Genomic DNA, 26,670 nt, shown 5'->3' with positions numbered 1-26,670 from the left:
GGACGGACCTCGGGGAGCCCGAGCGCCGAGGAGACCGTCATGCCCGCCACCCGGACCGACCGAGCCGACCGCACCACGAGCCGCGCCGCGAGCCGCGCCGCGAGCCGCGCCACGGGCAAAGCCCCGGGCCGCCGGGCCGCCCGCGTGCCCCGCCGCCGACAGGTGCTGGCGGGCTCGTTCGCGGCCGGGCTGCTCGCGGTCACCCTGGCCGGCTGCGGCGGGGCCGCCACCGCCGAGCCGGAGCAGCGCGGCGAGGCCGGCCACGCCGCCCAGCAGGTGCGGCCGCTGCCCGCCGCCGAGGCGACCACCCTCTCCCAGCTGCCCGCCAAGCTCGCGGCCGACGGCACCACGATCGTGGTCGGCGACCCCGACGCCAAGCACACCGTGCGGATCTACGCCGACTTCCGCTGCCCGTACTGCGAGAAGTTCGAGACGGCCACCGGCGAGCTGCTGGCCGAGGCCGCCGCCAAGGGCGAGGTCAAGCTGGAGTACACGCTGGCCTCCTTCCTCGACGGCAAGCTCGGCGGCGCCGGCTCGGCCAAGGCGGTCAACGCCGCCCGGGCCGCGCTGGACGCGGGCCGCTTCCCCGAGTTCCACGCCGCGCTGTTCGCCAATCAGCCCGGGGAGGAATCCACCGACGCCTTCACCGACGCCTTCCTGCTCCGGATCGCCTCCGGCGTGCCCGGCCTGCGCAGTGACACCTTCGACCAGGCCGTGGAGGGCATGACCCACCGGGCCTGGGTGACCGCCGCCGAGCAGGCCTTCGAGCAGTCCGGCGTCCGCTCCACCCCGACGGTCCTGGTGGACGGCGAGCAGATCACCGACGGCTCCCGGTACGACCGGGCGGCCTTCGCCAAGGTGCTGGAGGCGGCCGGGATCGCCGCCTGAGCCCACCCGGGCCCGTCCGGCTCCGGTCGGCTGCCTCAGGGGCGCAGCAGCACCTCGCCGTGCAGCACGGCGAACCAGCCGTCCGGGTCGGCGGCCCAGCGCCGCCAGCCCTCGGCCAGGCCGGCCAGCTCCTGCTCGGTCGCGAAGCCCTCGGCGACGGCCGTGCGGGCGGTCGCCGTGCCCACCGTGCGGTCGGCCCACAGGCCGGCCCACCAGTCGCGCTGCTCGGGGGTGGCGAAGGTCCAGGTGCTCGACATCGCCGTCACCTCGGTGCAGCCCGCCGCCCGGGCCCAGGCCGCCAGCCGCCGCCCGGCGTCGGGCTCGGCGCCGTGGTGCCGGGCGATCCGCCGGTACAGCGCCAGCCAGGCGTCCAGCTCGGGCAGTTCGGGGTACCAGGTCATCGCGGCGTAGTCCGCGTCCCGCACCCCGACCACGCCCCCGGGCGCCGCGACCCGGCACATCTCGCGCAGCGCCCGGTCCGGATCAGCCACGTGCTGCACCACCTGGTGCGCGTGCACCACGTCGAACTCGCCCTCCCGGTAAGGCAGTTCATGTACGTCGGCGACCTCGAACACCACGTTCGCCAGCCCCCGCCCGGCCACGTACTCGGCGGCCGCCGCCAGCACCTCGGCCGAGGTGTCCACCGCGACCACCCGCCCGGTAGGGCCGACCGCCTCGGCCAGGTCGGCGGTGATCGTGCCCGGCCCGCAGCCCACGTCCAACAGGGCCTGCCCCGGGCGCAGTTCGGGCAGCAGATAGGCCGCCGAGTTGGCCGCCGTCCGCGAGCGGTGCGATCGCAGCACCGGCTCCTGGTGCCCATGGGTGTACACGATCCCGCCGCGCTCGACCTGCGACTGCTGACGCTCCGTCATCACACGTCCCCCTCAGCTCCATCCGCCCCGCCACTGCGGCGGCGGCCACTGCGAGGAGCGTAACGCCGTCTCACTCCCCAAGAAATCTCGTCTCACATCACAAGACACCCTCGCTTTCTCCTCCCGAAACACGGTCGCCCGCAGGACACTTGGGCCATGGGAAAGATTCACGAGTACATCGACGGACGGCTGCGGGAGTTCATCGAGGCCCAGCCCGTCTTCTTCGCCGCCACCGCGCCGCTGGCGAGCGACGGACACGTCAACCTCTCCCCCAAGGGCCGCTCCGGCACCCTGGTGGTCATCGACGAACTCACCCTCGCCTACCTGGACTTCGGCGGCAGCACCGCCGAGACCATCGCCCACCTGCGGGAGAACGGCCGGATCACCCTGATGTGGTGCGCCTTCACCGGCCCGCCCACCGTCGTACGGGTGCACGGCACCGGCGAGGCCGTCTTCCGCGACGACCCGCGCTTCGGCGAGCTGATGGCCCACTTCGACCCGGCCGCCGACGGCACCGGCCTGCGCGCGGTGATCCTGGTCCGGGCCGAACGGGTCAGCGACTCCTGCGGGTTCGCCGTGCCGTTCATGGACTACCGCGAGGACCGCGCGATGCACGCCGAGTTCTTCGACCGCAAGGGCGAGGAGAACTTCTCCGCCTACTGCGCGTCCAAGGACCACGTGGGCACCAGCATCGACGGGCTGCCGGCCCTGCCGCTGCCGCTGCCACCCCGCTGACCACGGCCGACGGGTGCGCCGGGTGTGACGGGACGAGGCCGCCGACCACGTACGGTGGCCAGCGGCCCACCTGTCGAGAGAACGGACCCCGCGCCGTGGCGATCCGCCGACCGTACGTCCTGCTCAGCGCCGCCGTGTCGGTGGACGGCTACCTGGACGACGCCTCCCCCGAACGGCTGCTGCTCTCCAACCCCGAGGACTTCGACCGGGTGGACGAGGTGCGGGCCTCCTGCGACGCGCTGCTGGTCGGCGGCAACACCCTGCGGGTGGACAACCCCCGGCTGCTGGTCAACTCCGCCGAGCGGCGGGCCGCCCGGGTCGCGGCGGGCCGCCCGGAGTACCCGCTCAAGGTCACCCTGAGCGCGAGCGGCGCGCTCGACCCGGCGCTGCGGTTCTGGCACACCGGGGGCGCCAAGCTGGTCTTCACCACCACGGCCGCCGCCCCCGGCCTGCGGCAGCGGCTGGCCGGGCTGGCCGAGGTCGCGGCCCCCGGCGAGCGGGTCGCCCTGCCGGCGGTGCTGGACGAGCTGGGCCGGCGCGGCGTCGAGCGGCTGATGGTGGAGGGCGGCGGCGGGGTGCATACCCAGTTCCTCGCCGAGGGGCTGGCCGACGAGCTCCACCTGGCCGTCGCCCCCCTGCTGGTCGGCCGGCCGGCGGCGCCCCGGTTCCTCGGCCCGGCCGACTTCCCCGGCGGGCCCGGGCGCCGGATGCGGCTGCTCGGGGCACGTACTGTGGGTGACGTCGTCCTGCTGCGGTACGCCCCCAAGGAGTCCACCCCGTGACCACCGACGCGAGCACCGATCTGCGCTGGCTCACCCGGGCCGTCGAGCTGTCCCGGCGCTGCCCGCCCTCCGAGACGGCGTTCTCGGTCGGCGCGGTGATCGTCGGGGCCGACGGCACGGTGCTCGCCGAGGGCTACAGCCGCGAGGTGGACGCCCACAACCACGCCGAGGAGGCCGCCCTCGGCAAGCTCCCCGCCGAGGACCCCCGACTGCGCACCGCGACGGTCTACAGCTCCCTCGAGCCGTGCGGCCAACGGGCCTCCCGCCCCCGCACCTGCGCCGAACTGATCATCGCGGCCGGCCTGCCCCGGGTGGTGGTCGCCTGGCGCGAGCCGGATCTCTTCGTCACGGCCTGCCAGGGCACCGCCCTGCTCGCCGCCGCCGGCGTCGAGGTGATCGAGCTCCCCGAGCTGGCCGAGGCCGCGCGCAGCGTCAACGTGCACCTGCTGAGCTCCTGAGCAGCCGGTCGCGTCCCGGCGCCACCTCTTGGCCCGCGCTTTTTGTATGGTAGGGGAACAAACGCCAGCGCCACCGTGCCCTCACCCCAGGGAGCCCGCATGCCCGCGACCACCTTCACGCCCCGCGCCCTGCTGCTCGACATGGACGGCACCCTGGTGAACTCCGACGCGGTGGTCGAACGCTGCTGGCGCCGCTGGGCCGAGCGGCACGGGCTCGACCCGGCCGCCGTGCTCCGGGTCGCCCACGGGCGCCAGGGCCACCTGACCATGGCCGAGCTGCTCCCGGACCGCCCGATGGCCGAGCACCTCGCCGAGAACCGGCTGATGCTCGCCGAGGAGACCGCCGACACCGAGGGCCTGGTCCCCGTCCTGGGCGCCCCCGCCTTCCTGGCCGCCCTCACCGGCCTGCCGCACGCCCTGGTCACCTCCGCCGACGACCGCCTCGCCCGCACCCGGATGGCCGCCGCCGGCCTCCCGTACCCCGCGGTGGCCGTCACCGCCGAATCCGTCAGCGCGAGCAAGCCCGACCCCGAGGGCTTCCTCAAGGGCGCCGCCGAGCTCGGCTTCGCCCCCGCCGACTGCCTCGCCTTCGAGGACTCCGAGGCCGGCCTCGCCGCCGCCCGCGCCGCCGGCATCCCGGTGGTCGGCATCGGCCCCCGCGCCGCCGCCCACCCCTGCGAGGCCCACGCCCCCACCCTCGCCGAGGTGACCGTCACCCCCGGCCCGGACGGCCGCCTGACCGTCACCGTCGCCTGACGATCACGGTAGCCTGACCGTCACCGCCGCCCGACGGTCCGTCGCCTGACGCTCCGTGGCCTGACGGTCCGTCGCCTGACGGTCCCGGCCGGGTCCGGCGGCCGGGCGGCTCGGCGGGTCACCTGGGGAGGCGCAGCGCCAACCCGTCCAGGACGACCTCGAGCCCGTACGCGAACTTGGCCTCCCGGATCTCGGCCGGGTCCGGCGCCTGCTGGGCGGCGTACGCCTCGGCCAGGTGCTCGTGGCCGGCCACGGCCTGCCGGGCGGCGGGCATCAGGCGGGCCACGAACTCGGCCTCCGTCTCGCCCGCCCGGGCGACCGTGCTCAGCCAGGCCGCCTCGGTGACGCTCATCCCGAGCACGTACGCGAGCACCGCGTCGATCGCCCGGCTCGGCTCGGGGAAGCCCACCTCGACGAACAGCACCGCCAGCCGCTCGGAGAAGGCCATCAGATTGGGCCCGAGGTAGGCCAACCCGGCCTGCCCGAGCACACCCGAGAGCCATGGGTGCCGCAGCGCGGCGGCCCGGAAGGAGCCGGCCGCCCCGGTCACGGCCGCCCGCCAGTCACCCTCCGCCACCGGCGGGACGGTGATCTCCGCGACCACCTCGTCCACCGCGAGCTCCATCAGCTCGTCCTTGGTCGCGATGTGCCGGTAGAGCGAGGTGGCCCCGGCGTTGAGCCGGGCGCCGAGCTTGCGCATGCTCAACGCCTCGACACCGTCGGCGTCCAGCATGGCCACCGCCTCGCGGACGATTGCCGCCCGGCTGAGCGCGGGCTGCTCGGCCTCCCGCTGCTGCCGGGCCCAGACGGAGGGGATCGGGGGGTTCTCGCCGGCCATCGTCATTCTCCCTAGCCCTGGTCGTGGGTCCTGGTCTTGGTGCTGGCGTTGGTCCCGGTCCTGGTCCTGGTCCACGCCTCCGCCGACTGCTGCGCACGGCGTTCGCATCGAGCGTACACCGCTACAGCCTTGCGAACACTGTGCGCAGCTGCGTACAGTGTTCTCATCGCCGCGAACACTGTACGCAGCTCGGAGGGAAACAGATGGAACCCCGCTCGGACGTCCGCCCCACCGCCCGGAACCCCCGCCGCTGGTGGATCCTGCTGGTGCTCTGCCTCAGCACCCTGGTGCTGGTGGTCGACAGCATGGCCCTCACCGTGGCCGTGCCGTCGATGACCGCCGACCTGGGCGCCACCAGCCAGGACACCCAGTGGATCCTCGACTCCTACGTGCTGGTCTTCGCCGGGCTGCTGCTCACCTCGGGCAGCCTCGGCGACCGGTTCGGCCGCCGGAAGGTGATGATCGTCGGACTGCTGCTGTTCGGCGCGGCCTCGCTCGCCGCGAGCTTCGCGGCCTCACCCGGCGAGGTGATCGCGGCCCGGGTCGCGATGGGGGTCGGTGGGGCGCTGATCATGCCCTCGACGCTGTCGATCCTGATCACCGTCTTCGAGGAGGACGAGCGCGGCAAGGCGATGGCGGCCTGGGGCGCGGTCTCGATGCTCGGCCTGGTCGGCAGCCCGGTCCTCGGCGGGGCGCTGATCGCCCACCTCTCCTGGCACGCGATCTTCTTCGTCAACGTGCCGATCGTCGCCCTCGCCGTGCTGGCCGGCCTCACCCTGATGCCCGAGTCCAAGGGCCCGAAGCAGAAGGCCGACCCGCTGGGCGCCCTGCTCTCCGCCGCCGGGATGACGGCGCTGATCTGGTGGATCATCGAGCTGCCGCAGCACGGCGCCTTCGGCGGCCACGCCGCCCTCACCCTGGCCGTGGCGGTGCTCGCCCTCGGCTCCTTCGTGGTCTGGGAGAACGTCACCGACGCGCCGATGGTCCCGCTCGCGCTGTTCCGCCACCGCAACTTCACCGGTGGCTCGCTCTCGCTGACCCTCGTTCAGATCGGCAACGGCGGCCTGCTGCTGGTGCTCACCCAGTACCTCCAGTCGGTGCTCGGCTACTCGCCGGTCAAGGCCGGCCTGGCCTTCGTCCCGCTGGCCCTCGCCGCCCTGATCGGCAACAGCGCCGGGGCCGGCCTCGCCGCCCGGCTCGGCCACCGCACCCTCGTACTGACCGGCCTGGTCGTGATGGCCGCCTCCTTCGGCCTGCTCACCACGGTCTCCGCCGAGGGCGGCTTCACCGTCCCGGCCGTGGCTCTCGGCCTGCTCGGCCTCGGCGCCGGGCTGGCCATGCCGGCCGCCGTCGGCGCCCTGATGAGCACCATCCCGGCCGAGCGGGCAGGCGTCGGGTCCGCTCTCAACGACACCATCCAGCAGGCCGGCACCGCACTCGGCATCGCCATCCTCGGCTCGCTGCTCTCCAGCCGCTTCGCCCACGAGCTGCCCGCCGGCTCCTCCGCCCAGGCCAGGCGCTCGATCGGCGACGCCCTCGCCGCCGCCCACGGCGATCCCGCCCTGGTCCACGCGGCCCGCACCGCCTTCACCGCCTCGATGACCACCACCTTCACCATCAGCGCGATCGGCGTCCTGGCCGCGGCCCTGCTCGCCGGCCTGGTCATGCGGGGCGGCAAGCCCGCCGCCCAGCCCGCCGAGCACGACCTCGCCGCCTGATCCGTCCCCTCCCGCCCCGGCCGGCTGGATTCTCCCCCTACGGGAGGTCCTACCGTCCGGGGCAGCGGCGCAACGGCGCTCGCCTTCCGAAGTTCCGAGAAGAGGTCTGCCATGACGACGTTCCTGCTGGTGCCCGGGCTCTGGATGGGGGGCTGGGCCTGGGAGGCGGTGGCCGAGGAGCTGACGGCACGCGGCCACCGGGCGATCCCGCTCACCCTGCCCGGCCTGGAGCCCGAGGCCGGCCCCGAGGCCGGCCGGGTCCGGCTCGCGGATCACACCGCAGCCGTGGCCACCCACCTCAACCGCGAGGGGCCGGTGGTGCTGGTGGCCCACAGCTACGGGATCTTCCCGGCGATCGGCGCGGCCGACCTCCAGCCAGAGCAGGTCGAACGCCTCGTCCTGGTCGACACCGGCACCCCCGAGGACGGCGAGTCCCTGGCCACCGGCTTCGCCGGCGCCCTCCTCCCGCCGGCCTCAGCGGCGGGCCTGCTCCCCGTCCCCACCGAACTCACCGGCGTCCCCGCCGAGCTCCTCCCCCACTACCACCGCCACGCCCGCCCCCACCCGGCCCACACCACCACCGATCCCGTCCCCCTCACCGGCGCCTGGTCCACCATCCCCACCACCGGCGTCTTCTGCCTGGAGAACGGCCTCAGCATCGCCGCCGCCCGCTCCCTCCACGCCACCGGAGCCCCCCGCTTCGCCAAGCTCGCCCACCCCACCACCACCTACTTCGAACTCCCCACCGGCCACTTCCCCATGCTCACCACCCCCACCCTCCTCGCCGACACCCTCACCCAGGCCGCCACCGGCGCCGGCGCCCACCTCCACGACTGACCTGGTTTCCTAACCGCGCACGAGTGCGTCCGCCCTTGCCGGCTGGTGCTGCGCTACCGCACCAGCCAGCACGCGAAGCTTCGCCTGAGTCTCGGCATCGGTCGAATACACCACTGTGCCGACCATTCCCCTCGTCAGCAGCACTTTGTACGTGTTGCGAATGAGGCGGTCCACGTCCGCATCCGAAGTCGACTTCTTGAAGACCGGGTCCTTCGACGCCGTGCGGTCGACGACCCACCGGTCTCCACGCCACAACAGATCGGGCCCGATGATGACGCCGCTCCAGTCGTATTCGAATCCCTGCGCCGTGTAGACGCAGCCCACCTGACCGAATCCGGCCGGATCCGTCGCCCACAGTGCGGCCGGCGGCGCACCGCCGACGGCACGATCGCCGAAGACATTCCAGGGCCGGTGCCAGTCTCCGATGGCGACGTCCGTCGGAAGCGCCTGACCGGGAGGTACCTTCTTCGTCCATTTCCAGCAGTAACCCGCGCTGATGCGTGCGCTGTACTCCTGCGAACGGCGATCGTCTAGGAAGGCTTCCATCTCCAGCGGGCTGTCCACGGTGGTGAGCTGCATCCTGCCGTCGGGCTCCCATACCTCGGGACCGCCCGGCTCAAGACCCAACAACCTCACCACCCAGCGCAGGTACGCATCACTGCCCCCGCAGCGGAACTGGCTGTCCAGTGGTACCACCCGACAGCGGAGGCCCTTCTTCTCGGCCATGGCCTCGATCTCCGCCACCGTGCCCATCTCACCGGGGCGCACGACCTGGTGCTCGTCGAGCAGGAAGACCGGCACCCTCGCGGCGTCGATGAGTTCTTCGATCTGCGGCTTCCCGGTGCGGTTCGCCGCTGACGTGTAACGGTTGGCAGAGGTCTCTCGCATGCGGTGGGCCTCGTCGCAGATCAGGACATCGAGTCCGTTGCGCTCGGCCGTCATGAACCCGTTGAAGTACTTGAAGAGGTCCTGCACCTCACGCTTGCGAGCACCGGCCACTTTCCGCATCGTCGTTGTGAAGGAGCTCGAGCCCGTAGCATGCAATGCGGTCGCGCCTTGCCGATAGAGCTCGCCGAGCAGCGACAGCGCGATAACGCTCTTCCCGGTGCCGGGCCCACCCGTGACGATCACGACCTCCTTGTGGTCAGACCGGTTGGCCCGGCGGACGGCGTTGAGGACCGTCCGGTAGGCGATCCGCTGCTCGTCGAGCAGGACGAACTGCTCACGCTCACGTACTTCTCGGGCAGCCACTGCCATCAGCTGCTTTGACGGCCCGATCTTCCCGTCCACAAGCTCGTCTGCGGCCGACGCACCAGGACTGGTCCCCAGCCTTCCGCGCAGGAAGTCGAGGAACTCTCCGCGCCTCGCCCCGATGAAGAGCTGCCCTTGCTCGTCCTGCTCGGCCCCGAACAGTCCACTGACACCGAACTCCGTGGCGTTGTGGAGGTACGCGGCGCCACTGACCCGCTCCGGGTGCTCCGCCAGTACCCCGTTGAAGGAGACGAGGTACTGGCAGTAGCCACGCACCTGGTCCACGGGGTTCAATACGGCCCGGCCGTAGGCGTCGATGCGGCAGAGCGACGGATCGTCGTCGTCCGGTTCCGCACTGCTCCACTGCTTCAGCTCCACCACGACGTAGGACGGCAGGCCGGTCGTGGGGTGGACCCCTGCCAGCACGGCGTCGGCGCGCTTGCTGTTCAACGGCAGCCCGTACTCCAGGAGCATCTCCACTTGCCCGAGCCCCGCATCGTTCAACGCACCCGCGAGCACCGGGATGCTCCGTTCCCAGGAACGGACCTCCGACGGGCTCGGCCGGTGCCCGTGGACCCGGACGAACTGTTCCGTCAGGCGGAAGAAAAGAGCACCTGAGAGGCACTCAGCGGCGACCGCCGCGGCGGAGTCGCGGAACAGCAAGGAATGCCCCCAGGACAGCACGAAGGTACTCGTGCGGGTGGAGGCATGTCCGTGAGTGCTCCGACGGGTGGAGCGGAAGCCCGGCGGGCCGCAGCGACGACGCCGTCAAGGCTACCCGCCGTGCCGTCGGTAGGCAGGGGGCACCGCTGATCCTTCCGCAGTGAGTTTCGACGGGCCGCCTTTGGAGTTCTGCATACTGATGGTCCCTGGGATCAACCGGCGCAGCTCGTTCTGGGTGGCCTGGTCCACGGCGTGGACCACCGTGCCGTGGACACCCCGGGTGAGGAGCACGTGGTAGGCGTTGCGAATACATCTGTCGACAACGTCGTCGTCGACCTTGGGGCCGAAAGCCGGGTCACAGGACGCCATGCGGTTCACCTTGAACTTCCCGTCCCGAAACAGGAGGTCCGGTCCGATGATGACGCCGTTCCAGTCGTACTCGAAGGTCTGTGCCGTGTAGACGCAGCCGATCTGTCCGATACCGCGGTCATCGGTAGCCCACAAGTCCGACTTCGGCGCGTGCGACACGCTGTACGTCGGCTTCACGTTCCACGGCTGACGCCAGCCCTCGATGTCCACGTCGTCGACGAGTTGACCGTCGACCGGCTTGCTCCACGGCCAGCAGAACCCTGCGGTGATTCGAGCCGATGCCCCCTCGTGGTGACGAATCCGAATGAACTCCTCCAGGTGATCCGGGCTGTCCGCAACTAGCAGCTCCATCCGCCCGTCCGGTCGCCAGGGCACCGGGTCGGAGACCGTCAGACCCAACAACCGCTGGACCCACTGCTGGTACCGCCTGCTCCCGCCGGCCCTGAAGGTCCCCTCCAGCTCGGTCACTTCGACTACGCAACCGTTGTCCTCGGCGAGCTCCTTGAGATAGTCGGCGGTCCCCACCTCGTCGGGCCGGATGGACTGGTGGTCGTCGAGCAGGAACACCGGGACCTTCGCCGCTCTGATCAACTCGATCGCCTGTGGCCGGTCGTCGTCACGGAGCTCTTTCGGGGTGTACCGGTCCGTCGAGTTGCGCCGCATGCGATGTGCCTCGTCGCAGATCAGGACCCCGACACTGTTCGGTGCAGTCTTGGTGAAGCTGTTGAAGTAGCGGTACAGCCTCTTTGCCGTCCTGGTCTTCCCCGCAACCTGCCCCCGCCGCGCCGTACCGATCATAATGTCGCGCAGGGTCTCCGTGTACGCGTGGGATCCACTGGCCAGCACAGCCTCCTGGCCTTTGAGTCCCAGCACTCGCTGCAGTTCCAATGCCACGGCACTCTTCCCGCTGCCGGGACCGCCGCGCAGGATGAAGACCCGTTTGCCCTCGGTCTCGGGGACAGGATCATGGACCGTACGGTTGTCGTGGAACAACTCGGCGTCGAAGTTGGCGGGCAGTGCGGCCCGCTGCAGGTAGCGGATGATCCGATCGGCCGCAACGTACTGCTCATCGAGCAGAACGAGCCCACCGCCGGTGACGGACCGGTGCCGCGCCACGTCGGTGACCTTGCGCAGCGGCTCGCGGCGAGCATTCTCCAAGGCGTGCGCGGCCCGCTTACCGGAGGCAGCGGTGAATCTCGACGTGAGGACACGCCGGAATCGGTCGATGTCGTCGAGTGTGTAGAGGAACCCGTGGTCGGTCTCGGGTAGGTCGAACAGCTCTGCCACATCCTCGTCCCGCGCGTTGTGGAGCAGCGCAACCCCCATCAACCGGTCTTCGCTCTCTCGGAGATGAGGCAGATAGCGCATCATGTACTCGCAGTAGCGCTGGATCTGCCGTACCGGGTGCAAGCTGTTCCTGGGGCCGCCGAAACCGAGGTCGAAAGCGATCGGACAACGCGGGTCTACCGTCGCGTGCCGCACCTGCTTCAACTCGACCGCGAGGTAGGAGTCCTCGCCCGTTCCAGGATGCTGACCGCAGAGCACCAGATCGACTGCGGAGCTGGTGTGGGGCAGGTCGACCTCGACCTGGACCTCGACCTCGCCAAGGCCGCACTCCAGCAGGGCCCTGACCACCACCGGAATACTGTTGTTCCAGGCTCTGATGTCACTGGCCTGGGCTTCTCTGTCCTTGATCCTGGAGTGCTCGCTGACCAGCCGCTCGGTGAGCGGGGAATTCACCGCCCCGGACCGCGCGGTGACGAGGGGACCGAGTTCGGCTGCGGACAGTTGGAGTAGCAAGAGGGGACCCCCGGGGCACGAATGACTCGTGCGGGTGGGGGCATGTCCCTCATGACTCTGTCGATGCAGAGAGGAAGCCCGGCGGACCGCAATGACAACCCGTAGATTACCCGGACCTGGCACGGTGAAGGGCGGGCCCCTGGAGGCCCGCCCCGCCGCTCGGCTCAGCCGAGACGGTGCACCACGATCTGCGCCAGCGTCCACAGCAGGTTCGAGCCGAAACTCGCCGCAATGCCCACCAGGACATCGCTAACCCAACTGTGGCGCTTGGTCTTATGCTCGACGGAAGCCATTTGAGCACGTCCTCTTCGGGTTGAACCGATGGCGAGGCCGGATGGCTCCCACCGGGAACACACCGCAAGGCTTCGTCACCGACCCCGAAGAGCCCGCGCAGGCGCGTCGCGCATGTCCTGCTGGAGGACAGACGCGGTGCGGGACAACGCTAGCTCATGAACAGCCGTGCCAGGTATGGAGTTAGCGCTCGCAGCACCCTTCCGGGCCTGTGGAAACGGAAAGGCCGTCCGCCTCCGAGCTTTCGCGGGAGCGGGCGGCCTTTTCCGGCAGTCGGTCAGACGTTGAAGCGGAACTCCACCACGTCGCCGTCCTGCATGACGTACTCCTTGCCCTCGATGCGGGCCTTGCCCTTCGAGCGGGCCTCGGCGATGGAGCCGCACTCGACGAGGTCGTCGAAGGAGATGACCTCGGCCTTGATGAAGCCCTTCTGGAAGTCGGTGTGGATGACTCCGGCGGCCTCGGGGGCGGTGGCGCCCTTCTTGATCGTCCAGGCCCGGGTCTCCTTGGGGCCGGCGGTCAGGTAGCTCTGGAGGCCGAGGGTCTCGTAGCCGACGCGGCCGAGGGTGGCCATGCCGGTCTCCTCCTGACCCATGGACTGGAGGAGTTCGAGGGCCTCGTCCTCCTCCATGCCGATCAGCTCAGACTCGATCTTGGCGTTGAGGAAGATGGCCTCGGCCGGGGCGACCAGGGCGCGCTGCTCCTCCTTGAAGGCCTCGTCGACCAGCTCGTCCTCGTCCACGTTGAAGACGTAGAGGAAGGGCTTGGTGGTGAGCAGGTGCAGCTCACGGACGGAGGCGGCGTCGAAGCCGACCTCGAAGAGGGTCTTGCCGCTCTCCAGGACCTTCTGGGCGGCCTCGGCGGCGGCCAGGGTGGCTGCCGACTCCTTCTTGAGGCGGGCCTCCTTCTGCAGGCGCGGGAGGACCTTCTCGATCGACTGGAGGTCGGCGAGGATCAGCTCGGTGTTGATGGTCTCGATGTCATCCTTGGGCGAGACCTTGCCGTCCACGTGCACCACGTCCGGGTCGACGAAGGCCCGGATGACCTGGCAGATCGCGTCCGACTCACGGATGTTGGCGAGGAACTTGTTGCCCAGGCCCTCACCCACGCTGGCGCCGCGGACGATGCCCGCGATGTCGACGAAGTCGACGGTGGCCGGGAGGATGCGCTGCGAACCGAAGATCTCGGCCAGCTTGCCGAGGCGCGCGTCCGGCACGCCGACCACGCCGACGTTCGGCTCGATGGTGGCGAACGGGTAGTTGGCCGCCAGCACGTCGTTCTTGGTCAGGGCGTTGAAAAGGGTCGACTTGCCGACGTTCGGCAGGCCGACGATTCCGATCGTGAGCGACATGAAGCGCAGTCCCGTGGGCTTGGAGGGGGTCGAAGCGGCCCCGTACGGGCCGAGACCCCAGTCTACGGCCCGCCCGTACGGGGGAGCCGTCAGGCCGAAGCGGTGAACTCCGGAGCCACGCCCAGGTGCACCCCGACCGGACCTGGGGACCCCGTGGGAGTGATGCGACGGATGATCGGTTCTTCGGTCTGCTCGGGCCGTGCGGGACCCCGGGGCTACGCCGGACGGGTGGAGTGTTGCTCCGTTCGGAGACACGGGTGCGGCCGAATGCGGCCATTACACAGTGTGGCGATGATCGGACCGTACGTTGGGCAGGTGGAGCAGAGCATCCGTACCCAGCCGCCCGGGCCCAGACGCCGCAAGCCAGCAGGCGCGGCCGAGGCCGCCGTACCGAGCCCCGCCGCGCCCGCCGAACCCGGCGGCCCGTCGGCGGGCACCGGGGAACGCCGGAGTGTGCGCCCCAACGAACGCACCGGTGAACGTGCCGGCGAGCGGGACCGGGATCGCGAGCGGGTCGGCGGGCCGACGGCGCCGCTGCGGCTGCGGCTGCGGCTGCCGTTCGGGCCCGCCGCGCGGGAGCAGCGGCGCGGCGGCAGCGGGCGGCCGGCCCGGCTGACGGCCGTCGGCACCGGGGTGCTCGCGGTGGGCGGCACGCTCGCGGTCGCGGCGGTGGACCGGCTGCTCTTCGACGGGCTCGGGGTGCTGTTCGGGCTCGGGTACGTGGTGGTCTGCTTCCAGGTGGCCGTCCGCGTCCGGCCGGCCGATCTGCCGGCCGCGCCGATCAGCGGCCCGATCGCCTTCGCACTGGCCCTGCTGCTGCTCGGGCCGGTCTCGGCCTCCGGGATCACGGCCCAGGTGGTGGCCCTGGCGAGCGGTCTCGCCCTGCGCGCCGGCTGGCTGTTCACGGGCACGGCGCTGGCCGCCGCGATCGTGGCGGCCCGTTTCGTCGCCCAGCGCCGCTTCCGCCGGGGCCGGCAGATCAGCTGACAGTCGCGGGACGGCAGAGGACGGACGAGCGACGACAGACGAGCGATGCGCGCTGACCGCTGACCATCGTCACCTAACGGATGACAGATGACGAAAACTGTCAGCGCGATACTGGATACCAGTCGGCCATCCGTCACCTGACGGCGGCGGCCCCCGCGGCCATCGCCGCCCCCACGATCCCCGCGTCGTTCCGCAGCATCGCCGGCACCACCTCCGCCTCCCGCTCCTTCAGCAGCGGCAGGAACTTGTCGTGCTTGCGGCTCACCCCGCCCCCGATCACGATCAGCTGCGGCGAGAACAGCCGGTCCACCAGGTCGAGGTACTCGTCCACCCGGACGGCCCACTCGGGCCAGGTCAGGTCGTGGCGTTCGCGCGCGGCCGAGGAGGCCCGGCGTTCGGCGTCCTTCCCCCGGAGTTCGAGGTGGCCCAGCTCGGTGTTGGGGACGAGGGCGCCGTCGGTGAAGAGCGCGCTGCCGATGCCGGTGCCGAAGGTGAGGACGAGGACCACGCCCGAGCGTCCCTTGCCCGCGCCGTGCGCCATCTCCGCGATCCCCGCCGCGTCCGCGTCGTTGAGCACGACCGCCGGCAGCCCCAGCGCGTCCTGGAAGAGCCCGGCCGCGTCCTGGCCGATCCAGCCCTTGTCCACGTTGGCGGCGGTCCGGGTGTGGCCGCCGACCACCACGCCGGGGAAGGTGAGCCCGACCGGCCCCCGGTGGTCGAAGTGGCGGACCACCTCCCGGACGGCGTCCACCACCGACTCCGGGGAGGCCGGCTGCGGGGTCAGCACCTTGTACCGCTCCTCGGCCAGCGCCCCGCGCTCCACGTCGACCGGCGCGCCCTTGATGCCCGAGCCGCCGATGTCCACGCCGAAGACTGCCGTCGCCTCGCCCACGCCCTGCCGCCCTCCGTCGTCCGTCATCCACCGCACCGGCCGTCCGACGGCCCGTCGGCTGTCCACAGCCTGTGCACAAAGGTACGAGCCGACGGGAGCCGCCGCTCCCCGAACACGAGAAAGCGCGAGGGGCCCGGGTGGGCCCCTCGCGCCGTCGGATCCCGGGTGCGGACGGGTCAGACCTTGCCGGCCGCCTCCGCGCGGAGGTCGCGGCGCAGCTCCTTGGGCAGCGAGAAGATCAGGTGCTCCTCGGCGGTCTTGACCGTCTCCACGTCGGCGAAGCCGCGCTCCGCGAGGAAGGCGAGCACGCCCTGGACCAGGATCTCCGGCACCGAGGCGCCGCTGGTCAGCCCGACCGTGGTGACGCCCTCCAGCCAGCTCTCCTCGATCTCGTCGGCGAAGTCGACCAGGTGGGCCGCCTTGGCGCCGTACTCCAGGCCGACCTCGACCAGGCGGACGGAGTTGGAGGAGTTCTTGGAGCCGACCACGATCAGCAGGTCGGTCTGCGGGGCGATCTGCTTGACCACCACCTGGCGGTTCTGGGTCGCGTAGCAGATGTCGTCGCTCGGCGGGCTGGTGAGCAGCGGGAAGCGCTTCTTGAGCTCGCCGACGGTGGCCATCGTCTCGTCCACCGAGAGGGTGGTCTGGGAGAGCCAGACGACCTTGCTCTCGTCGCGGACCTGCACGTTGGCGACGTCCTCGGGCCCGTCCACCAGGTGGATCCGGTCCGGCGCCTCGCCCATGGTGCCGATGACCTCCTCGTGGCCCTCGTGGCCCACCAGCAGGATGTCGAAGTCCTCGTCGGCGAAGCGGACCGCTTCCTTGTGCACCTTGGTGACCAGGGGGCAGGTCGCGTCGATGGTGGCGAGCTTGCCGGCCTTCGCCTCGTCGTGGACGGCGGGGGCGACGCCGTGCGCCGAGAAGACCACGATCGAGCCCTCGGGCACCTCCTCCGTCTCGTCGACGAAGATCGCGCCCTGCTTCTCCAGGGTCTGCACGACGTACTTGTTGTGGACGATCTCCTTGCGGACGTAGATCGGGGCCCCGTACTGCTCCAGGGCCTTCTCCACGGCGATGACGGCGCGGTCGACCCCGGCGCAGTAGCCCCGGGGGGCGGCGAGCAGGACGCGGCGCTGAGCGGTGGTGGACATGGCTCCCATGGTACGGACAGTCCCGGGCCCCCAGGACCGGGCGGCCGAAACGCACGCGCCGGGCGCGCCAGGACGACCGAAACGGACGGGCCCCGCGAGGCGGGACGGCCGGAACGGGCGGAAGTGACCAGACTTGGCCCATGAGCAGCGAGCAGGGTCGGGCCACCGCCGGAGCGACGGGCGAGCAGGGCGGGCTGCGCCGCACGCTCGGGGTGCGCGACCTCATGGTCTACGGGTTGCTCTTCATCGCCCCGATGGCCCCGGTCGGGGTGTACGGCGTGCTGGCCGCCAAGAGCCACGGCGCGGTGGCCACGGTGTACCTGGTGGCCACCGTGGCGATGGGGTTCACCGCGCTGTCGTACGCCCAGATGGTGCGGGCCGTACCGCGCACCGGTTCGGTCTTCGCCTACGCCCGGGCCGGGCTCGGCGAGGGCCCGGGCTTCCTGGCCGGGTGGCTGGCGATGCTCGACTACCTGCTGATCCCGGCGGTGGCGTACCTGTTCGCCGGCATCGCGCTGAACTCCCTGGTGCCGGGCGTGTCGCGCTGGGTCTGGACGGCGCTGGCCGTGCTGGTGACCACCGCGCTCAACCTGGCCGGGGTGCGGACGGCCGCCGCCGTGGGCTTCGCGGTGTTGGCGATGGAGCTGGCGGTGCTCGCGGTCTTCGTAGTGGCCGCCGTGGTGGTGCTGGCCCGGGACGGTGCGGTGCGCGGGTGGTGGACGCCGCTGACCGGGGTGGGCGCCTTCTCGGCCGGCGCCGTGCTCTCGGCCGTCTCGGTCGCCGTGCTCTCCTACCTGGGCTTCGACGCGATCGCCTCCTTCGTCGAGGAGGCCGTCGGCGCCTCGACCGCGGTGGCCCGCGCCGTGCTCCGGTGCCTGGCGCTGGCCGGGCTGCTCTTCGTCGCCCAGACCTACCTGGCCGCGCTGCTCGACCCGCTCGACCCGCAGCAGCTGGCCGCCGACCCGGCCGCCCAGGGCTCGGCCTTCTACCAGGCCGTGGACACCGGGATCGGGCACTGGCTGCACACCCTGGTCGCCGCCGGCAAGGCGATCGGCGCCGCCTTCGCCGCCCTGGCCGGGCAGGCGGCGGCCGGTCGGCTGCTGTTCGCGATGGGCCGGGAGGGCCGGCTGCCCCGCCGCCTCGGCACGGTCGACCGGCGCTCGGGCGTGCCGCGGCTCGCCCTGCTCACCGCCGCCGCCGTCACCCTGGCGGCCGCGCTCTGGGCCGCCCGCCGCGAGGACGGCCTGGACCAGCTGACCTCCGTGGTCGACATCGGCGCACTCGCCGCCTTCGCCCTGCTGCACGCCTCGGTGATCGGCTGGTACGCCGTGCGGCAGGGCTCCCGGGCCTGGCTGCCACACCTGGTGGTGCCGGTGCTCGGCATCGCCGTGATCGTGGCGGTGATCGTCGAGGCCGCGCACACCGCCCAGGTGGTCGGCGCGGTCTGGGCGGCGGCCGGCCTGGCGGTGCTGGCGCTCCAACGCGGGCGCGGCGGGAAGCCCGGTCACGTCGGCCGCGGCGGGAAGCCCGGTCACGTCGGCGGTGCGGGCTAGCCTCGTGCCATGGCGAACAGCAGCTCTCCCGAAGCCCCGATCCCGGTCGCGAAGGTCTCCGCGCTGATCGGCGGCTGGATCGACCGGCTGGGCGAGATCTGGGTCGAGGGGCAGATCACCCAGCTCAACCGGCGCCCGGGGGCGGGCATGGTCTTCCTGACCCTGCGCGACCCGGACCGGGACGTCTCGCTGAGCGTCACCTGCTTCCGTGCCGTGTACGACCGGGTCGCCGAGGGGGTGCAGGAGGGCGCGCGGGTGCTCGTCCGGGCCAAGCCCGAGTGGTACGCGGCGCGCGGCACGCTGTCGCTGCGCGCCGCCGAGCTCCGGCTGGTCGGCCTCGGCGAGCTGCTGGCCCGGCTCGAACACCTCAAGCGGCAGCTGGCCGCCGAGGGCCTGTTCGCCGAGGCCCGCAAGCGCCCGCTGCCCTTCCTGCCGCACTGCGTGGGCCTGGTCACCGGCCGGGGCAGCGCCGCCGAGCGGGACGTGCTGGAGAACGCCCGGCGACGCTGGCCGGCCGTCCGGTTCGAGGTGCGGAACGTGGCCGTCCAGGGCGTCTCGGCCGTCCGCGAGGTGGCCGCCGCCCTCCGGGAGCTGGACGCCCACCCCGAGGTGGACGTGATCATCGTGGCCCGGGGCGGCGGCAGCGTGGAGGACCTGCTGCCCTTCTCGGACGAGGGCCTGGTCCGGGCCGTGGCCGAGGCCCGCACCCCGGTGGTCAGCGCGATCGGGCACGAGCCCGACCAGCCGCTGCTCGACTACGTCGCCGACCTGCGGGCCTCCACCCCGACCGACGCCGCCAAGCGGGTCGTCCCGGACGTGGGCGAGGAGCTGGCCCGGGTCCGCCAGCTGCGCGACCGGGCCCGGCGGCAGGTCTTCGGCCGGGTCGAACGGGAGCTGGCCGGCCTGGCGAGCGTCCGCAGCCGCCCGGTGCTGGCCGCCCCGCACCGGCTGGTGGACGGCCCGGCGGACGAGATCGACGGCCTGCTCGAACGCTCCCGCCGCTGCCTGGGCCACCGCCTGGACGCCGCCGAATCCGACCTCGGCCACACCCTGGCCCGGGTGGTCGCGCTCTCCCCGCTGGCCACCCTGGAGCGCGGGTACGCCGTGCTCCAGAACGCCGACGGCCACGTGGTGACCGACCCCGCGACGGTCGCCCCGGGCGACCGGCTGCACGCCCGGGTCGCCGAGGGCGGCTTCGAGGTCCGCCGGGAGGAGTGACCCGTTCCCCGCGGCTAGGCCGGCTTGCGGGAGAGGGCCACCGAGTGCTCGTGGAAGCCGAGGCTGCGGTAGAGCTGCTGGCCGTCCTCGGTGGCGTGGAGGTCGATCCGGGTGGCGCCCCGGGCGTCGAACCAGGCGAGCAGGGCCTCGGTGCAGGCCCGGGCGTAGCCGCGGTGGCGGGCGGCCGGGTCGGTGCTGATGTTGAAGACGAAGCCGAACAGGCCGTCGGGGTGGCCGGGCGCCGGCAGGCGGCGCTCCAGGGTGCCGACGGCGCAGGAGGCCAGCCGGCCGGGGTGGGCCGGGTCGTCCACCACGAAGGCGGGCATGGTGGTCTCCGCCCCGCCCAGGCGGCTGCGCAGCTCGCGCTCGGCCACCGACCGCCAGGCGGCCGGCCCGCCGCTCTCGTCCTCGGGCTCCCGTCCGTCGGCGACGGCCATCGCGGCGAACATCAGCGCACGGAGTCGGACCAGCTCGGGGGCGTCTGCGGGGGTGGCGGGGCGCACAGTGATCATGCCCGGAGGCTAGTGGCCGCCCCGACGGCCCCGCACCCGCTTTGGCCACCCTGCGGCCGGCCCGCCGCGTGACTCGGGTCTGTCGGGCGCAGCCCCTACGCTGGCCGCATGACGGATCAGCAGCAGACGGAGCAGTCCGAGCAGGACCGGCAGTCCGACGACAGCCTCGGCTACGAGCAGGCCCGGGACGCCCTGCTGGAGGTGGTCCGCCGACTGGAGGCGGGCGGCGTGCCGCTGGAGGAGTCGCTGGCCCTGTGGGAGCGCGGCGAGCAGCTGGCCAAGGTCTGCCAGCGCTGGCTGGACGGCGCCCGGGCCCGGCTGGACGCGGCGCTGGCCGCCGAGGAGGCCGCCGAGGAGGCCGAGTAGCGGCTCTGACCTGCAGGGAAGAAAGCACGGGTGCAAGGGAGTTGGTGCCGAGCGGTGCCCGCGGGCGGGCAGCAAAACGTGATTCGGATCACTTCGGATCACTTGAATTGCGGAATAGTTGAAGCTTCACCTAGTGTTGGACTCGTAGAACGGCGCGCCGATCGCCGTCCGCGACTCACAGACTGAGGTAGAGCTGTCATGACGAACGACCTTCTCGCGCTCGACTCCGCCGCTCAGGACCTGCTCTTCCGCGAGGCCCACACCGCGCACGCCTTCTCCGACGAGCCGGTCAGCGACGAGCAGATCCAGGCCATCTACGACCTGGTCAAGTACGCCCCCACCTCGCTGAACCAGCAGCCGCTGCGCGTCGTGCTGGTCCGCAGCGAGGAGGCCCGCGAGCGCCTGGTCGGCCTGATGAGCGACGGCAACAAGGCCAAGGTCGCCGGCGCCCCGCTGACCGCCATCCTGGCCGTGGACAACGAGTTCCACGAGCACCTGCCGCGCCTGTTCCCGGCCTACCCGAACGCCAAGGACTTCTTCACCGAGCGCCCGGCCCGCGAGGGCTCGGCCCGCCTGAACGGCACCCTGCAGGCCGGCTACTTCTTCCTCGGCATCCGCGCCGCCGGCCTGGCCGCGGGCCCGATGACCGGCTTCGACGGCGACGGCATCACCAAGGAGTTCTTCACCGACGGCAACCACTCGGTGCTGGCCGTGGTCGCCATCGGCAAGCCGGGCGAGCAGGCCTTCTTCCCGCGTGGCGAGCGCCTCGCCTTCGACGAGGTCTTCACCACCGTCTGAGTCTGACCCCAGGCATGCGGAAGGGCCCCCACCGTGCGGACGGTGGGGGCCCTTCCGCATGCCTGAGCACCCGAGGGGAGGCGGGGAAGGCGCTACTTGAGCGACTGGGCCAGCACGGCCAGCTCCTCGTACGTGGCGGTACCGGTGACCACGGTGGTCGCCGAACCGGTCTGCACGGTCAGCGCCCGGTAGCGGTCGCCCTGGAGGCGCTGCCAGTCCTGGGCACCCAGCTTGGCCGCGCCGTCGGCCTGGCCGCCGGGGACGGCGTTCTTGAGCACGTCGACCCGGGCCGCGTCGCTCTGCTCGATCGCCGCGTACTGCCGGGTCGGGGTCTCGAAGCCCAGGTGCCAGTTGGCGTGGCCCGCCGGGTCCTTCTTGTACTCGACCGAGGTCGCCTTCCAGCCGGCCGGGAGGTCGGCCGGGCCCAGCAGCGGGTACGGCGCGGCCCGCCTGGCCGAGGCCAGCGAGGAGGTGTAGTCGACCGGGAGGATGCGGTCGCCCTTGGTGTCGTGCGGAATGAACACGTACGCACCGGCGCCCACGGCGCCGACGGCCAGCATCGACAGGATCATGTCCCGTACCGTCTGCCGGCCTCTCATGCTGCTTTTGCCTGCCACCCACCCATGGTGACCCATCGCGGTCGGCCCACCGACACCCGGGGTCCCCTTGGAGGGGTGAAACCCCGCAAAACGGCACACAATCGCAGGTGAGGGGGACATGCGCCACAGACAGTCATCTGAAGGGCAGATACGATCGCATGACCCTCAGCACGGCGTTCGACCCAGGCAGTAGTCGGGCGCTCACTGGCCGTCGCGTACAGAGAGGTATCGACGACGATGACCACGCAGTTCCCGCACCACCTTCCGAGCTCCCTTGAGGTCGCCCCCGAGGCGCCCGACCGCAACCTGGCCCTCGAGCTCGTCCGCGTCACCGAGGCCGCCGCGATGGCGGCCGGCCGCTGGGTCGGCCGGGGCGACAAGAACGGCGCCGACGGCGCGGCCGTCAAGGCCATGCGCACCCTCGTCTCCACCGTCTCGATGAACGGCATCGTCGTCATCGGCGAGGGCGAGAAGGACGAAGCCCCCATGCTCTACAACGGCGAGCGGGTCGGCGACGGCACCGGCGCCGAGTGCGACGTCGCGGTGGACCCGGTGGACGGCACCACGCTGACCGCCAAGGGCATGGCCAACGCCGTCGCCGTGCTGGCCGTGGCCGACCGGGGCACCATGTTCGACCCGAGCGCCGTGTTCTACATGGACAAGCTGGTCTGCGGCCCCGAGGCCGCCGAGTTCGTCGACATCACCGCTCCCCCGGCCGTCAACATCCGCCGGGTGGCCAAGGCCAAGGGCAGCGCCGTCGAGGACGTCACCGTGATGATCCTGGACCGCCCGCGCCACGAGGCCCTCGCCCGCGAGGTCCGCGAGGCCGGCGCCCGGATCAAGTTCATCTCCGACGGCGACGTGGCCGGTGCGATCATGGCCGCCCGCGAGGGCACCGGCATCGACCTGCTGCTCGGCATCGGCGGCACGCCCGAGGGCATCATCGCGGCCTGCGCGATGAAGTGCATGGGCGGCGTGATCCAGGGCCGCCTGTGGCCCAAGGACGACGCGGAGCGCCAGAAGGCCCTCGACGCGGGCCACGACCTGGACCGCGTGCTCCTCACCGATGACCTCGTCAGCGGCGACAACGTGTTCTTCGTCGCCACCGGCATCACCGACGGCGAGCTCCTCCGCGGGGTCCGCTACCGCCAGGAGACCGCGACCACCAGCTCGCTGGTGATGCGGTCCAAGAGCGGGACGATCCGCCAGATCGACTCCACCCACAAGCTCTCGAAGCTGCGGGCCTACAGCGCCATCGACTTCGATCGCGCCAACTGATCAGGGCATCTCATTGAGGGGCGCGGGGAACTGCGCGAGAGCGGAAGACAACCGGCCTGCGGCCTACCGCTTCGCGCAGTTCCCCGCGCCCCCGGCCTCACCTATCCGGCTATCCGGCGGGCGGCAGCCGGGACGCGGATCTCGGACTCGCGGCGCCGGCGGCGGGCCAGGACCACGCGGCGTTCGGCCGCGGTGAGGCCGCCCCAGACGCCGTAGGGCTCAGGTTGGGCGAGGGCGTGCTCGCGGCACTCCAGCAGGACGGGACAGCGGGCGCAGACCTGCTTGGCCTGCTCCTCCCGGGCCAGCCGGGCGGCGGTCGGCTCCTTGGAGGGGGCGAAGAACAGGCCCGCCTCGTCGCGCCGGCAGGCCGCGCCGGTGTGCCAGGGGTTGTCGTCCAGGTCGAGCTGCTGGGTCCCGGTGCCCGCCTGGGGGGCGGGACTGCGCCGGAGCGCCACGGTGGCGCTAGGGGCGCTGGACTCGATCGAATGCAGCACGGCTCACTCCTGACGAGACTCGGGGGAAGGCTCGCCTCTGCCCGGCTCCCCGCGTGCCCCCCGCCGCGACCCCGGCGGCCTCGACCGGCCGGGCGTCGGCTGTCTCCGGGGTCACAGCCGTACAAGAAACGATGTGCGACAGGAACTACCCCGCCGTACCCCTATTCATGCACACCGCAAGGGACCGACTACGGAGTGCACTCGCCCCAGGAGCGGGTGCCCACCCGGAAGTTGACGTTATGTCCGGAGTGCACCCGCTCCGAGCCCGGAGCGGACCCGCGCCGCGCGGCCGCTCACTCGCCCAGCTGCTTGCGCACCCACTCCTTGAGCTTCTTGCCGCGCCGCGGCTTGGCGTCCACCCCGCCGAACACCGCCGCGCCCTTGATCCGCACCACCGGCGCGTACGGGTCGGCCGAGGTCTGCTCCTTGACGTCGAAGCCGCCGAAGACCCCGGCACCGGTGCCCAGCAGGGTGACGTTCTCCGGCACCCGGATGTCCACGCCGCCGAAGACGGCGATCACCTCGATGACCACCTCGGGCGATTCGAAGACCGCGTCGGTGAGGTCGAGCTCGACCCCGCCGAAGACGGCCACCGCCCGCAGGTGGGAGCCGACCCGGAAGCGGCCCTTCCGGCTGGCGCCGCCGAAGACGGCCACGGCCGTGGGGGCCTCGGTGCGGGCCGGGGGCAGCGGGGCGGGCGCGGCGGCCCGGGTGGTGGCGGGCCGGGGCGCCGAGAGGGGCTGGTGCGAGGGGAGGTCCCTGGTGAGCGGGACGAGTTCACCGAGGGTGCGGGCCGCGTAGGCGGCCTCGATCCGCTCGGAGTGCTCCTCGACGGTGAGGCGGCCCTCGGCGTAGGCGTCGCGCAGCAGCTCGGCGATCCGCTCGCGGTCGGCGTCCGAGGCGCGCAGGTCGGCCTCGGCGACCGGTCGGGCCTCCGGCTGGGCGACCGGTTCGGCCTTGGTGAGCCGGGTGGCCGGTTCGGCCTTGGTCATGGGGACGGGGCTCTGGTCATCCTGTGACGGCGTGTTCTCCACGGCCCAAGCGTAGTCACCGGGGCCAGGTCCGAACGAGAGTTCGGCGAGGGCCCGGTCCGACCAGGTCGACGTGAGCCCGGTCACGAAGGCGGCCCCCTCCACGTCGGGGCCCCCGGCGCCGCCTACCCTTGAGGGTGCTTCGTCGACGCAGCCGGATCAGTTAAGGACACCACCCCATGGCTCCCACGCCAGAGTTCGCCTACTCCGACCTCCTCCCCCTGGGGGCCGACCCGACCCCGTACCGGAAGATCACGTCCGAGGGCGTCTCCACCTTCGAGGCCGACGGCCGGACCTTCCTGAAGGTCGAGCCGGAGGCGCTGCGGCTGCTCACCGCCGAGGCGATGCACGACATCTCGCACTACCTGCGCCCGGCCCACCTGGCCCAGCTGCGCCGGATCCTGGACGACCCGGAGGCCAGCCCGAACGACCGCTTCGTCGCGCTGGACCTGCTGAAGAACGTCAACATCTCGGCCGGCGGCATCCTCCCGATGTGCCAGGACACCGGCACCGCGATCGTGATGGGCAAGCGCGGCCAGAACGTGCTCACCCAGGGCGGCGACGAGGCCGCCATCGCGGAGGGCGTCTACGACGCGTACACCAAGCTCAACCTGCGGTACTCGCAGATGGCTCCGGTGACCATGTGGGACGAGAAGAACACCGGCAACAACCTCCCGGCCCAGATCGAGCTCTACGCGACCGACGGCGACGCCTACAAGTTCCTCTTCATGGCCAAGGGCGGCGGCTCGGCCAACAAGTCGTACCTGTACCAGGAGACCAAGGCGATCCTCAACGAGGCGTCGATGCTCAGCTTCCTGGAGCAGAAGATCCGCTCGCTCGGCACCGCGGCCTGCCCGCCGTACCACCTGGCGATCGTGGTCGGCGGCACCAGCGCCGAGTTCGCGCTGAAGACCGCCAAGTACGCCTCCGCGCACTACCTGGACAACCTGCCGACCAGCGGCGACGCCGCCACCGGCCACGGCTTCCGCGACCTCGAGCTGGAGGCCAAGGTCACCGAGCTGACCCAGAAGATCGGCATCGGCGCGCAGTTCGGCGGCAAGTACTTCTGCCACGACGTCCGCGTGATCCGCCTGCCCCGCCACGGCGCCTCGCTGCCGGTCGCGATGGCCGTCTCCTGCTCGGCCGACCGCCAGGCGCTCGGCAAGATCACCGCCGAGGGCGTCTTCCTCGAGCAGCTCGAGACCGACCCGGCGAAGTACCTGCCGGACACCACGGACGAGCACCTCGACGACGAGGTCGTGCGGGTGGACCTCAACCAGCCGATGAGCGAGATCCGCGCCGAGCTCTCCAAGTACCCGGTCAAGACCCGCCTTTCGCTCAGCGGCACCCTGGTCGTGGCGCGCGACATCGCGCACGCCAAGATCAAGGAGCGCCTGGACGCGGGCGAGGGCATGCCCCAGTACATGAAGGACCACCCGGTCTACTACGCCGGCCCGGCCAAGACCCCCGAGGGCTACGCCTCCGGCTCCTTCGGCCCGACCACGGCGGGCCGGATGGACTCCTACGTCGACCAGTTCCAGGCGGCCGGCGGCTCGATGGTCATGCTGGCCAAGGGCAACCGCTCCAAGCAGGTCACCAAGGCCTGCGGCGAGCACGGCGGCTTCTACCTCGGCTCGATCGGCGGCCCGGCCGCGCGGCTCGCGCAGGACTGCATCAAGAAGGTCGAGGTGCTGGAGTACCCCGAGCTCGGCATGGAGGCGGTCTGGCGGATCGAGGTCGAGGACTTCCCGGCCTTCATCGTGGTGGACGACAAGGGCAACGACTTCTTCGCCGAGGTCACGGACGGTCCGCTGATCACCAGCATCCGCGTCCGCTCCGCGGAGAAGTAGGCCGGGAACGTCGAACGCCCCGTACCACCGGCGGGTGGTGCGGGGCGTGCAGCGGCGTGCGGGTTCGATCAACGGCGCACGGCGGGAGTTACGGGAGGCTGGTGATCGCGCCGGTGGGCTGGCGCTCGTCACCGGGCTTCGGGTCGCCGACGACCGGAGAGACCACGGGCGGGACCTGGGTCGTGGCGGCGGGGGCCTCGTTCTCCAGGTGGGTGAGCACGTTCTGCAGCGGGGTCGAGTCACCGGTGCTGAGGTCCTGCACCACCGGCTGGTCCGTACCGACCAGCTGCTGACCGGCCGAAGCGTCCGGTATCTGGTTCTCGGCCATGGAT

Annotated in this window: 27 protein-coding genes; 14 read left to right on the top strand and 13 right to left on the bottom strand. The window is 71.9% G+C overall.

Annotated elements, in window-relative coordinates; genetic code table 11:
- Positions 1-39: 39 nt before the first annotated feature.
- Positions 40-888, top strand: a complete 849-nt coding sequence (locus tag CFP65_RS24005; RefSeq protein ID WP_254552537.1) for a thioredoxin domain-containing protein — start codon at positions 40-42, stop codon at positions 886-888.
- Between the two features lie 35 nt (positions 889-923).
- On the opposite strand, the gene CFP65_RS24000 is transcribed toward CFP65_RS24005, so the two are convergent.
- Positions 924-1,760: a methyltransferase domain-containing protein gene (locus CFP65_RS24000; RefSeq protein ID WP_104818137.1), complete on the bottom strand. Its 837-nt coding sequence runs from the start codon at positions 1,758-1,760 to the stop codon at positions 924-926.
- Positions 1,761-1,916: 156 nt separating this feature from the next.
- Here CFP65_RS24000 and CFP65_RS23995 point away from each other — a divergent pair, with 156 nt between their 5' ends.
- From CFP65_RS23995 to CFP65_RS23980, 4 genes are all read left to right on the top strand, one after another.
- Entirely contained in the window at positions 1,917-2,495 is a 579-nt protein-coding gene (locus CFP65_RS23995) for a pyridoxamine 5'-phosphate oxidase family protein (protein ID WP_104818136.1), read from the top strand.
- Between the two features lie 95 nt (positions 2,496-2,590).
- Positions 2,591-3,277, top strand: a complete 687-nt coding sequence (locus CFP65_RS42565; RefSeq protein ID WP_371682450.1) for a RibD family protein — start codon at positions 2,591-2,593, stop codon at positions 3,275-3,277.
- On the top strand, positions 3,274-3,735 hold the full coding sequence (locus tag CFP65_RS42560; RefSeq protein ID WP_104818135.1) for a deaminase: 462 nt from the start codon (positions 3,274-3,276) through the stop codon (positions 3,733-3,735). Before CFP65_RS42565 ends, CFP65_RS42560 begins: the two co-directional genes overlap by 4 nt.
- Before the next feature lie 99 nt (positions 3,736-3,834).
- On the top strand, positions 3,835-4,491 hold the full coding sequence (locus CFP65_RS23980) for an HAD-IA family hydrolase (protein WP_104818134.1): 657 nt from the start codon (positions 3,835-3,837) through the stop codon (positions 4,489-4,491).
- A gap of 118 nt (positions 4,492-4,609) precedes the next feature.
- Here CFP65_RS23980 and CFP65_RS23975 read toward each other — a convergent pair whose 3' ends face one another.
- Positions 4,610-5,329 carry a TetR/AcrR family transcriptional regulator C-terminal domain-containing protein gene (locus CFP65_RS23975; protein WP_104818133.1) on the bottom strand — a complete coding sequence of 240 codons (720 nt, stop codon included), beginning with the start codon at positions 5,327-5,329 and terminating at the stop codon, positions 4,610-4,612.
- A gap of 203 nt (positions 5,330-5,532) precedes the next feature.
- Here CFP65_RS23975 and CFP65_RS23970 point away from each other — a divergent pair, with 203 nt between their 5' ends.
- Positions 5,533-7,047: an MFS transporter gene (locus CFP65_RS23970; RefSeq protein WP_104818132.1), complete on the top strand. Its 1,515-nt coding sequence runs from the start codon at positions 5,533-5,535 to the stop codon at positions 7,045-7,047.
- 111 nt (positions 7,048-7,158) lie between these two features.
- Positions 7,159-7,884, top strand: coding sequence for an alpha/beta fold hydrolase (locus CFP65_RS39175; protein ID WP_158702336.1), 726 nt, complete (start codon positions 7,159-7,161; stop codon positions 7,882-7,884).
- A gap of 9 nt (positions 7,885-7,893) precedes the next feature.
- On the opposite strand, the gene CFP65_RS23965 is transcribed toward CFP65_RS39175, so the two are convergent.
- The 4 genes from CFP65_RS23965 to ychF form a co-directional block, all read right to left on the bottom strand.
- Positions 7,894-9,798 carry a DUF2075 domain-containing protein gene (locus CFP65_RS23965; RefSeq protein ID WP_104821075.1) on the bottom strand — a complete coding sequence of 635 codons (1,905 nt, stop codon included), beginning with the start codon at positions 9,796-9,798 and terminating at the stop codon, positions 7,894-7,896.
- Between the two features lie 111 nt (positions 9,799-9,909).
- Positions 9,910-11,967: a DUF2075 domain-containing protein gene (locus CFP65_RS23960; RefSeq protein ID WP_104818131.1), complete on the bottom strand. Its 2,058-nt coding sequence runs from the start codon at positions 11,965-11,967 to the stop codon at positions 9,910-9,912.
- 164 nt (positions 11,968-12,131) lie between these two features.
- Positions 12,132-12,260, bottom strand: a complete 129-nt coding sequence (locus CFP65_RS41850) for a DUF6408 family protein (protein ID WP_256387280.1) — start codon at positions 12,258-12,260, stop codon at positions 12,132-12,134.
- Between the two features lie 275 nt (positions 12,261-12,535).
- Positions 12,536-13,609: a redox-regulated ATPase YchF gene (gene ychF, locus CFP65_RS23955; protein ID WP_104818130.1), complete on the bottom strand. Its 1,074-nt coding sequence runs from the start codon at positions 13,607-13,609 to the stop codon at positions 12,536-12,538.
- A 315-nt stretch (positions 13,610-13,924) separates the two neighbouring features.
- Here ychF and CFP65_RS23950 point away from each other — a divergent pair, with 315 nt between their 5' ends.
- On the top strand, positions 13,925-14,596 hold the full coding sequence (locus CFP65_RS23950) for a DUF6542 domain-containing protein (RefSeq protein ID WP_158702335.1): 672 nt from the start codon (positions 13,925-13,927) through the stop codon (positions 14,594-14,596).
- Positions 14,597-14,729: 133 nt separating this feature from the next.
- On the opposite strand, the gene ppgK is transcribed toward CFP65_RS23950, so the two are convergent.
- Positions 14,730-15,515 carry a polyphosphate--glucose phosphotransferase gene (gene ppgK, locus CFP65_RS23945; protein ID WP_104818128.1) on the bottom strand — a complete coding sequence of 262 codons (786 nt, stop codon included), beginning with the start codon at positions 15,513-15,515 and terminating at the stop codon, positions 14,730-14,732.
- 149 nt (positions 15,516-15,664) lie between these two features.
- Complete coding sequence (locus CFP65_RS23940; protein ID WP_104818127.1) at positions 15,665-16,648, bottom strand: 4-hydroxy-3-methylbut-2-enyl diphosphate reductase; 984 nt, start codon at positions 16,646-16,648, stop codon at positions 15,665-15,667.
- 131 nt (positions 16,649-16,779) lie between these two features.
- Here CFP65_RS23940 and CFP65_RS23935 point away from each other — a divergent pair, with 131 nt between their 5' ends.
- Together CFP65_RS23935 and xseA are read left to right on the top strand one after the other, a co-directional pair.
- On the top strand, positions 16,780-18,192 hold the full coding sequence (locus CFP65_RS23935; protein WP_104818126.1) for an APC family permease: 1,413 nt from the start codon (positions 16,780-16,782) through the stop codon (positions 18,190-18,192).
- A gap of 9 nt (positions 18,193-18,201) precedes the next feature.
- The gene (gene xseA, locus CFP65_RS23930; RefSeq protein WP_104818125.1) at positions 18,202-19,410 is read left to right on the top strand and encodes an exodeoxyribonuclease VII large subunit; all 1,209 of its coding nucleotides are present in this window, start codon (positions 18,202-18,204) and stop codon (positions 19,408-19,410) included.
- Positions 19,411-19,424: 14 nt separating this feature from the next.
- Here xseA and CFP65_RS23925 read toward each other — a convergent pair whose 3' ends face one another.
- Positions 19,425-19,922: a GNAT family N-acetyltransferase gene (locus CFP65_RS23925; RefSeq protein WP_104818124.1), complete on the bottom strand. Its 498-nt coding sequence runs from the start codon at positions 19,920-19,922 to the stop codon at positions 19,425-19,427.
- A gap of 108 nt (positions 19,923-20,030) precedes the next feature.
- Here CFP65_RS23925 and CFP65_RS23920 point away from each other — a divergent pair, with 108 nt between their 5' ends.
- Positions 20,031-20,288: an exodeoxyribonuclease VII small subunit gene (locus CFP65_RS23920; RefSeq protein WP_104818123.1), complete on the top strand. Its 258-nt coding sequence runs from the start codon at positions 20,031-20,033 to the stop codon at positions 20,286-20,288.
- 198 nt (positions 20,289-20,486) lie between these two features.
- Positions 20,487-21,086 (top strand): malonic semialdehyde reductase, encoded by a 600-nt coding sequence (locus tag CFP65_RS23915; protein WP_104818122.1) that lies wholly within the window; start codon positions 20,487-20,489, stop codon positions 21,084-21,086.
- A gap of 92 nt (positions 21,087-21,178) precedes the next feature.
- Here the strand turns inward: CFP65_RS23915 and CFP65_RS23910 are convergent, their stop codons facing one another.
- Positions 21,179-21,685, bottom strand: a complete 507-nt coding sequence (locus CFP65_RS23910) for a DUF4245 domain-containing protein (RefSeq protein ID WP_104818121.1) — start codon at positions 21,683-21,685, stop codon at positions 21,179-21,181.
- Between the two features lie 237 nt (positions 21,686-21,922).
- On the opposite strand from CFP65_RS23910, the gene glpX reads away from it, so the two are divergent.
- Positions 21,923-22,963, top strand: a complete 1,041-nt coding sequence (gene glpX, locus CFP65_RS23905; protein WP_104818120.1) for a class II fructose-bisphosphatase — start codon at positions 21,923-21,925, stop codon at positions 22,961-22,963.
- Between the two features lie 101 nt (positions 22,964-23,064).
- Here the strand turns inward: glpX and CFP65_RS23900 are convergent, their stop codons facing one another.
- Together CFP65_RS23900 and CFP65_RS23895 are read right to left on the bottom strand one after the other, a co-directional pair.
- Positions 23,065-23,457, bottom strand: coding sequence for a WhiB family transcriptional regulator (locus CFP65_RS23900; RefSeq protein WP_104818119.1), 393 nt, complete (start codon positions 23,455-23,457; stop codon positions 23,065-23,067).
- A 293-nt stretch (positions 23,458-23,750) separates the two neighbouring features.
- On the bottom strand, positions 23,751-24,449 hold the full coding sequence (locus CFP65_RS23895; protein ID WP_174805568.1) for a DUF1707 domain-containing protein: 699 nt from the start codon (positions 24,447-24,449) through the stop codon (positions 23,751-23,753).
- Between the two features lie 218 nt (positions 24,450-24,667).
- Here CFP65_RS23895 and CFP65_RS23890 point away from each other — a divergent pair, with 218 nt between their 5' ends.
- Positions 24,668-26,338: a fumarate hydratase gene (locus CFP65_RS23890; RefSeq protein WP_104818118.1), complete on the top strand. Its 1,671-nt coding sequence runs from the start codon at positions 24,668-24,670 to the stop codon at positions 26,336-26,338.
- An 88-nt stretch (positions 26,339-26,426) separates the two neighbouring features.
- Here CFP65_RS23890 and CFP65_RS23885 read toward each other — a convergent pair whose 3' ends face one another.
- A complete protein-coding gene (locus tag CFP65_RS23885) occupies positions 26,427-26,666 on the bottom strand; it encodes a hypothetical protein (protein ID WP_104818117.1) in 240 nt (79 codons plus the stop codon).
- Positions 26,667-26,670: the final 4 nt, after the last annotated feature.

It is taken from the genome of Kitasatospora sp. MMS16-BH015, assembly GCF_002943525.1.
Classification (GTDB): domain Bacteria; phylum Actinomycetota; class Actinomycetes; order Streptomycetales; family Streptomycetaceae; genus Kitasatospora.
Note: the sequence above shows the minus strand (reverse complement) of the source record. Positions and strands in the feature narration are given on the sequence as shown.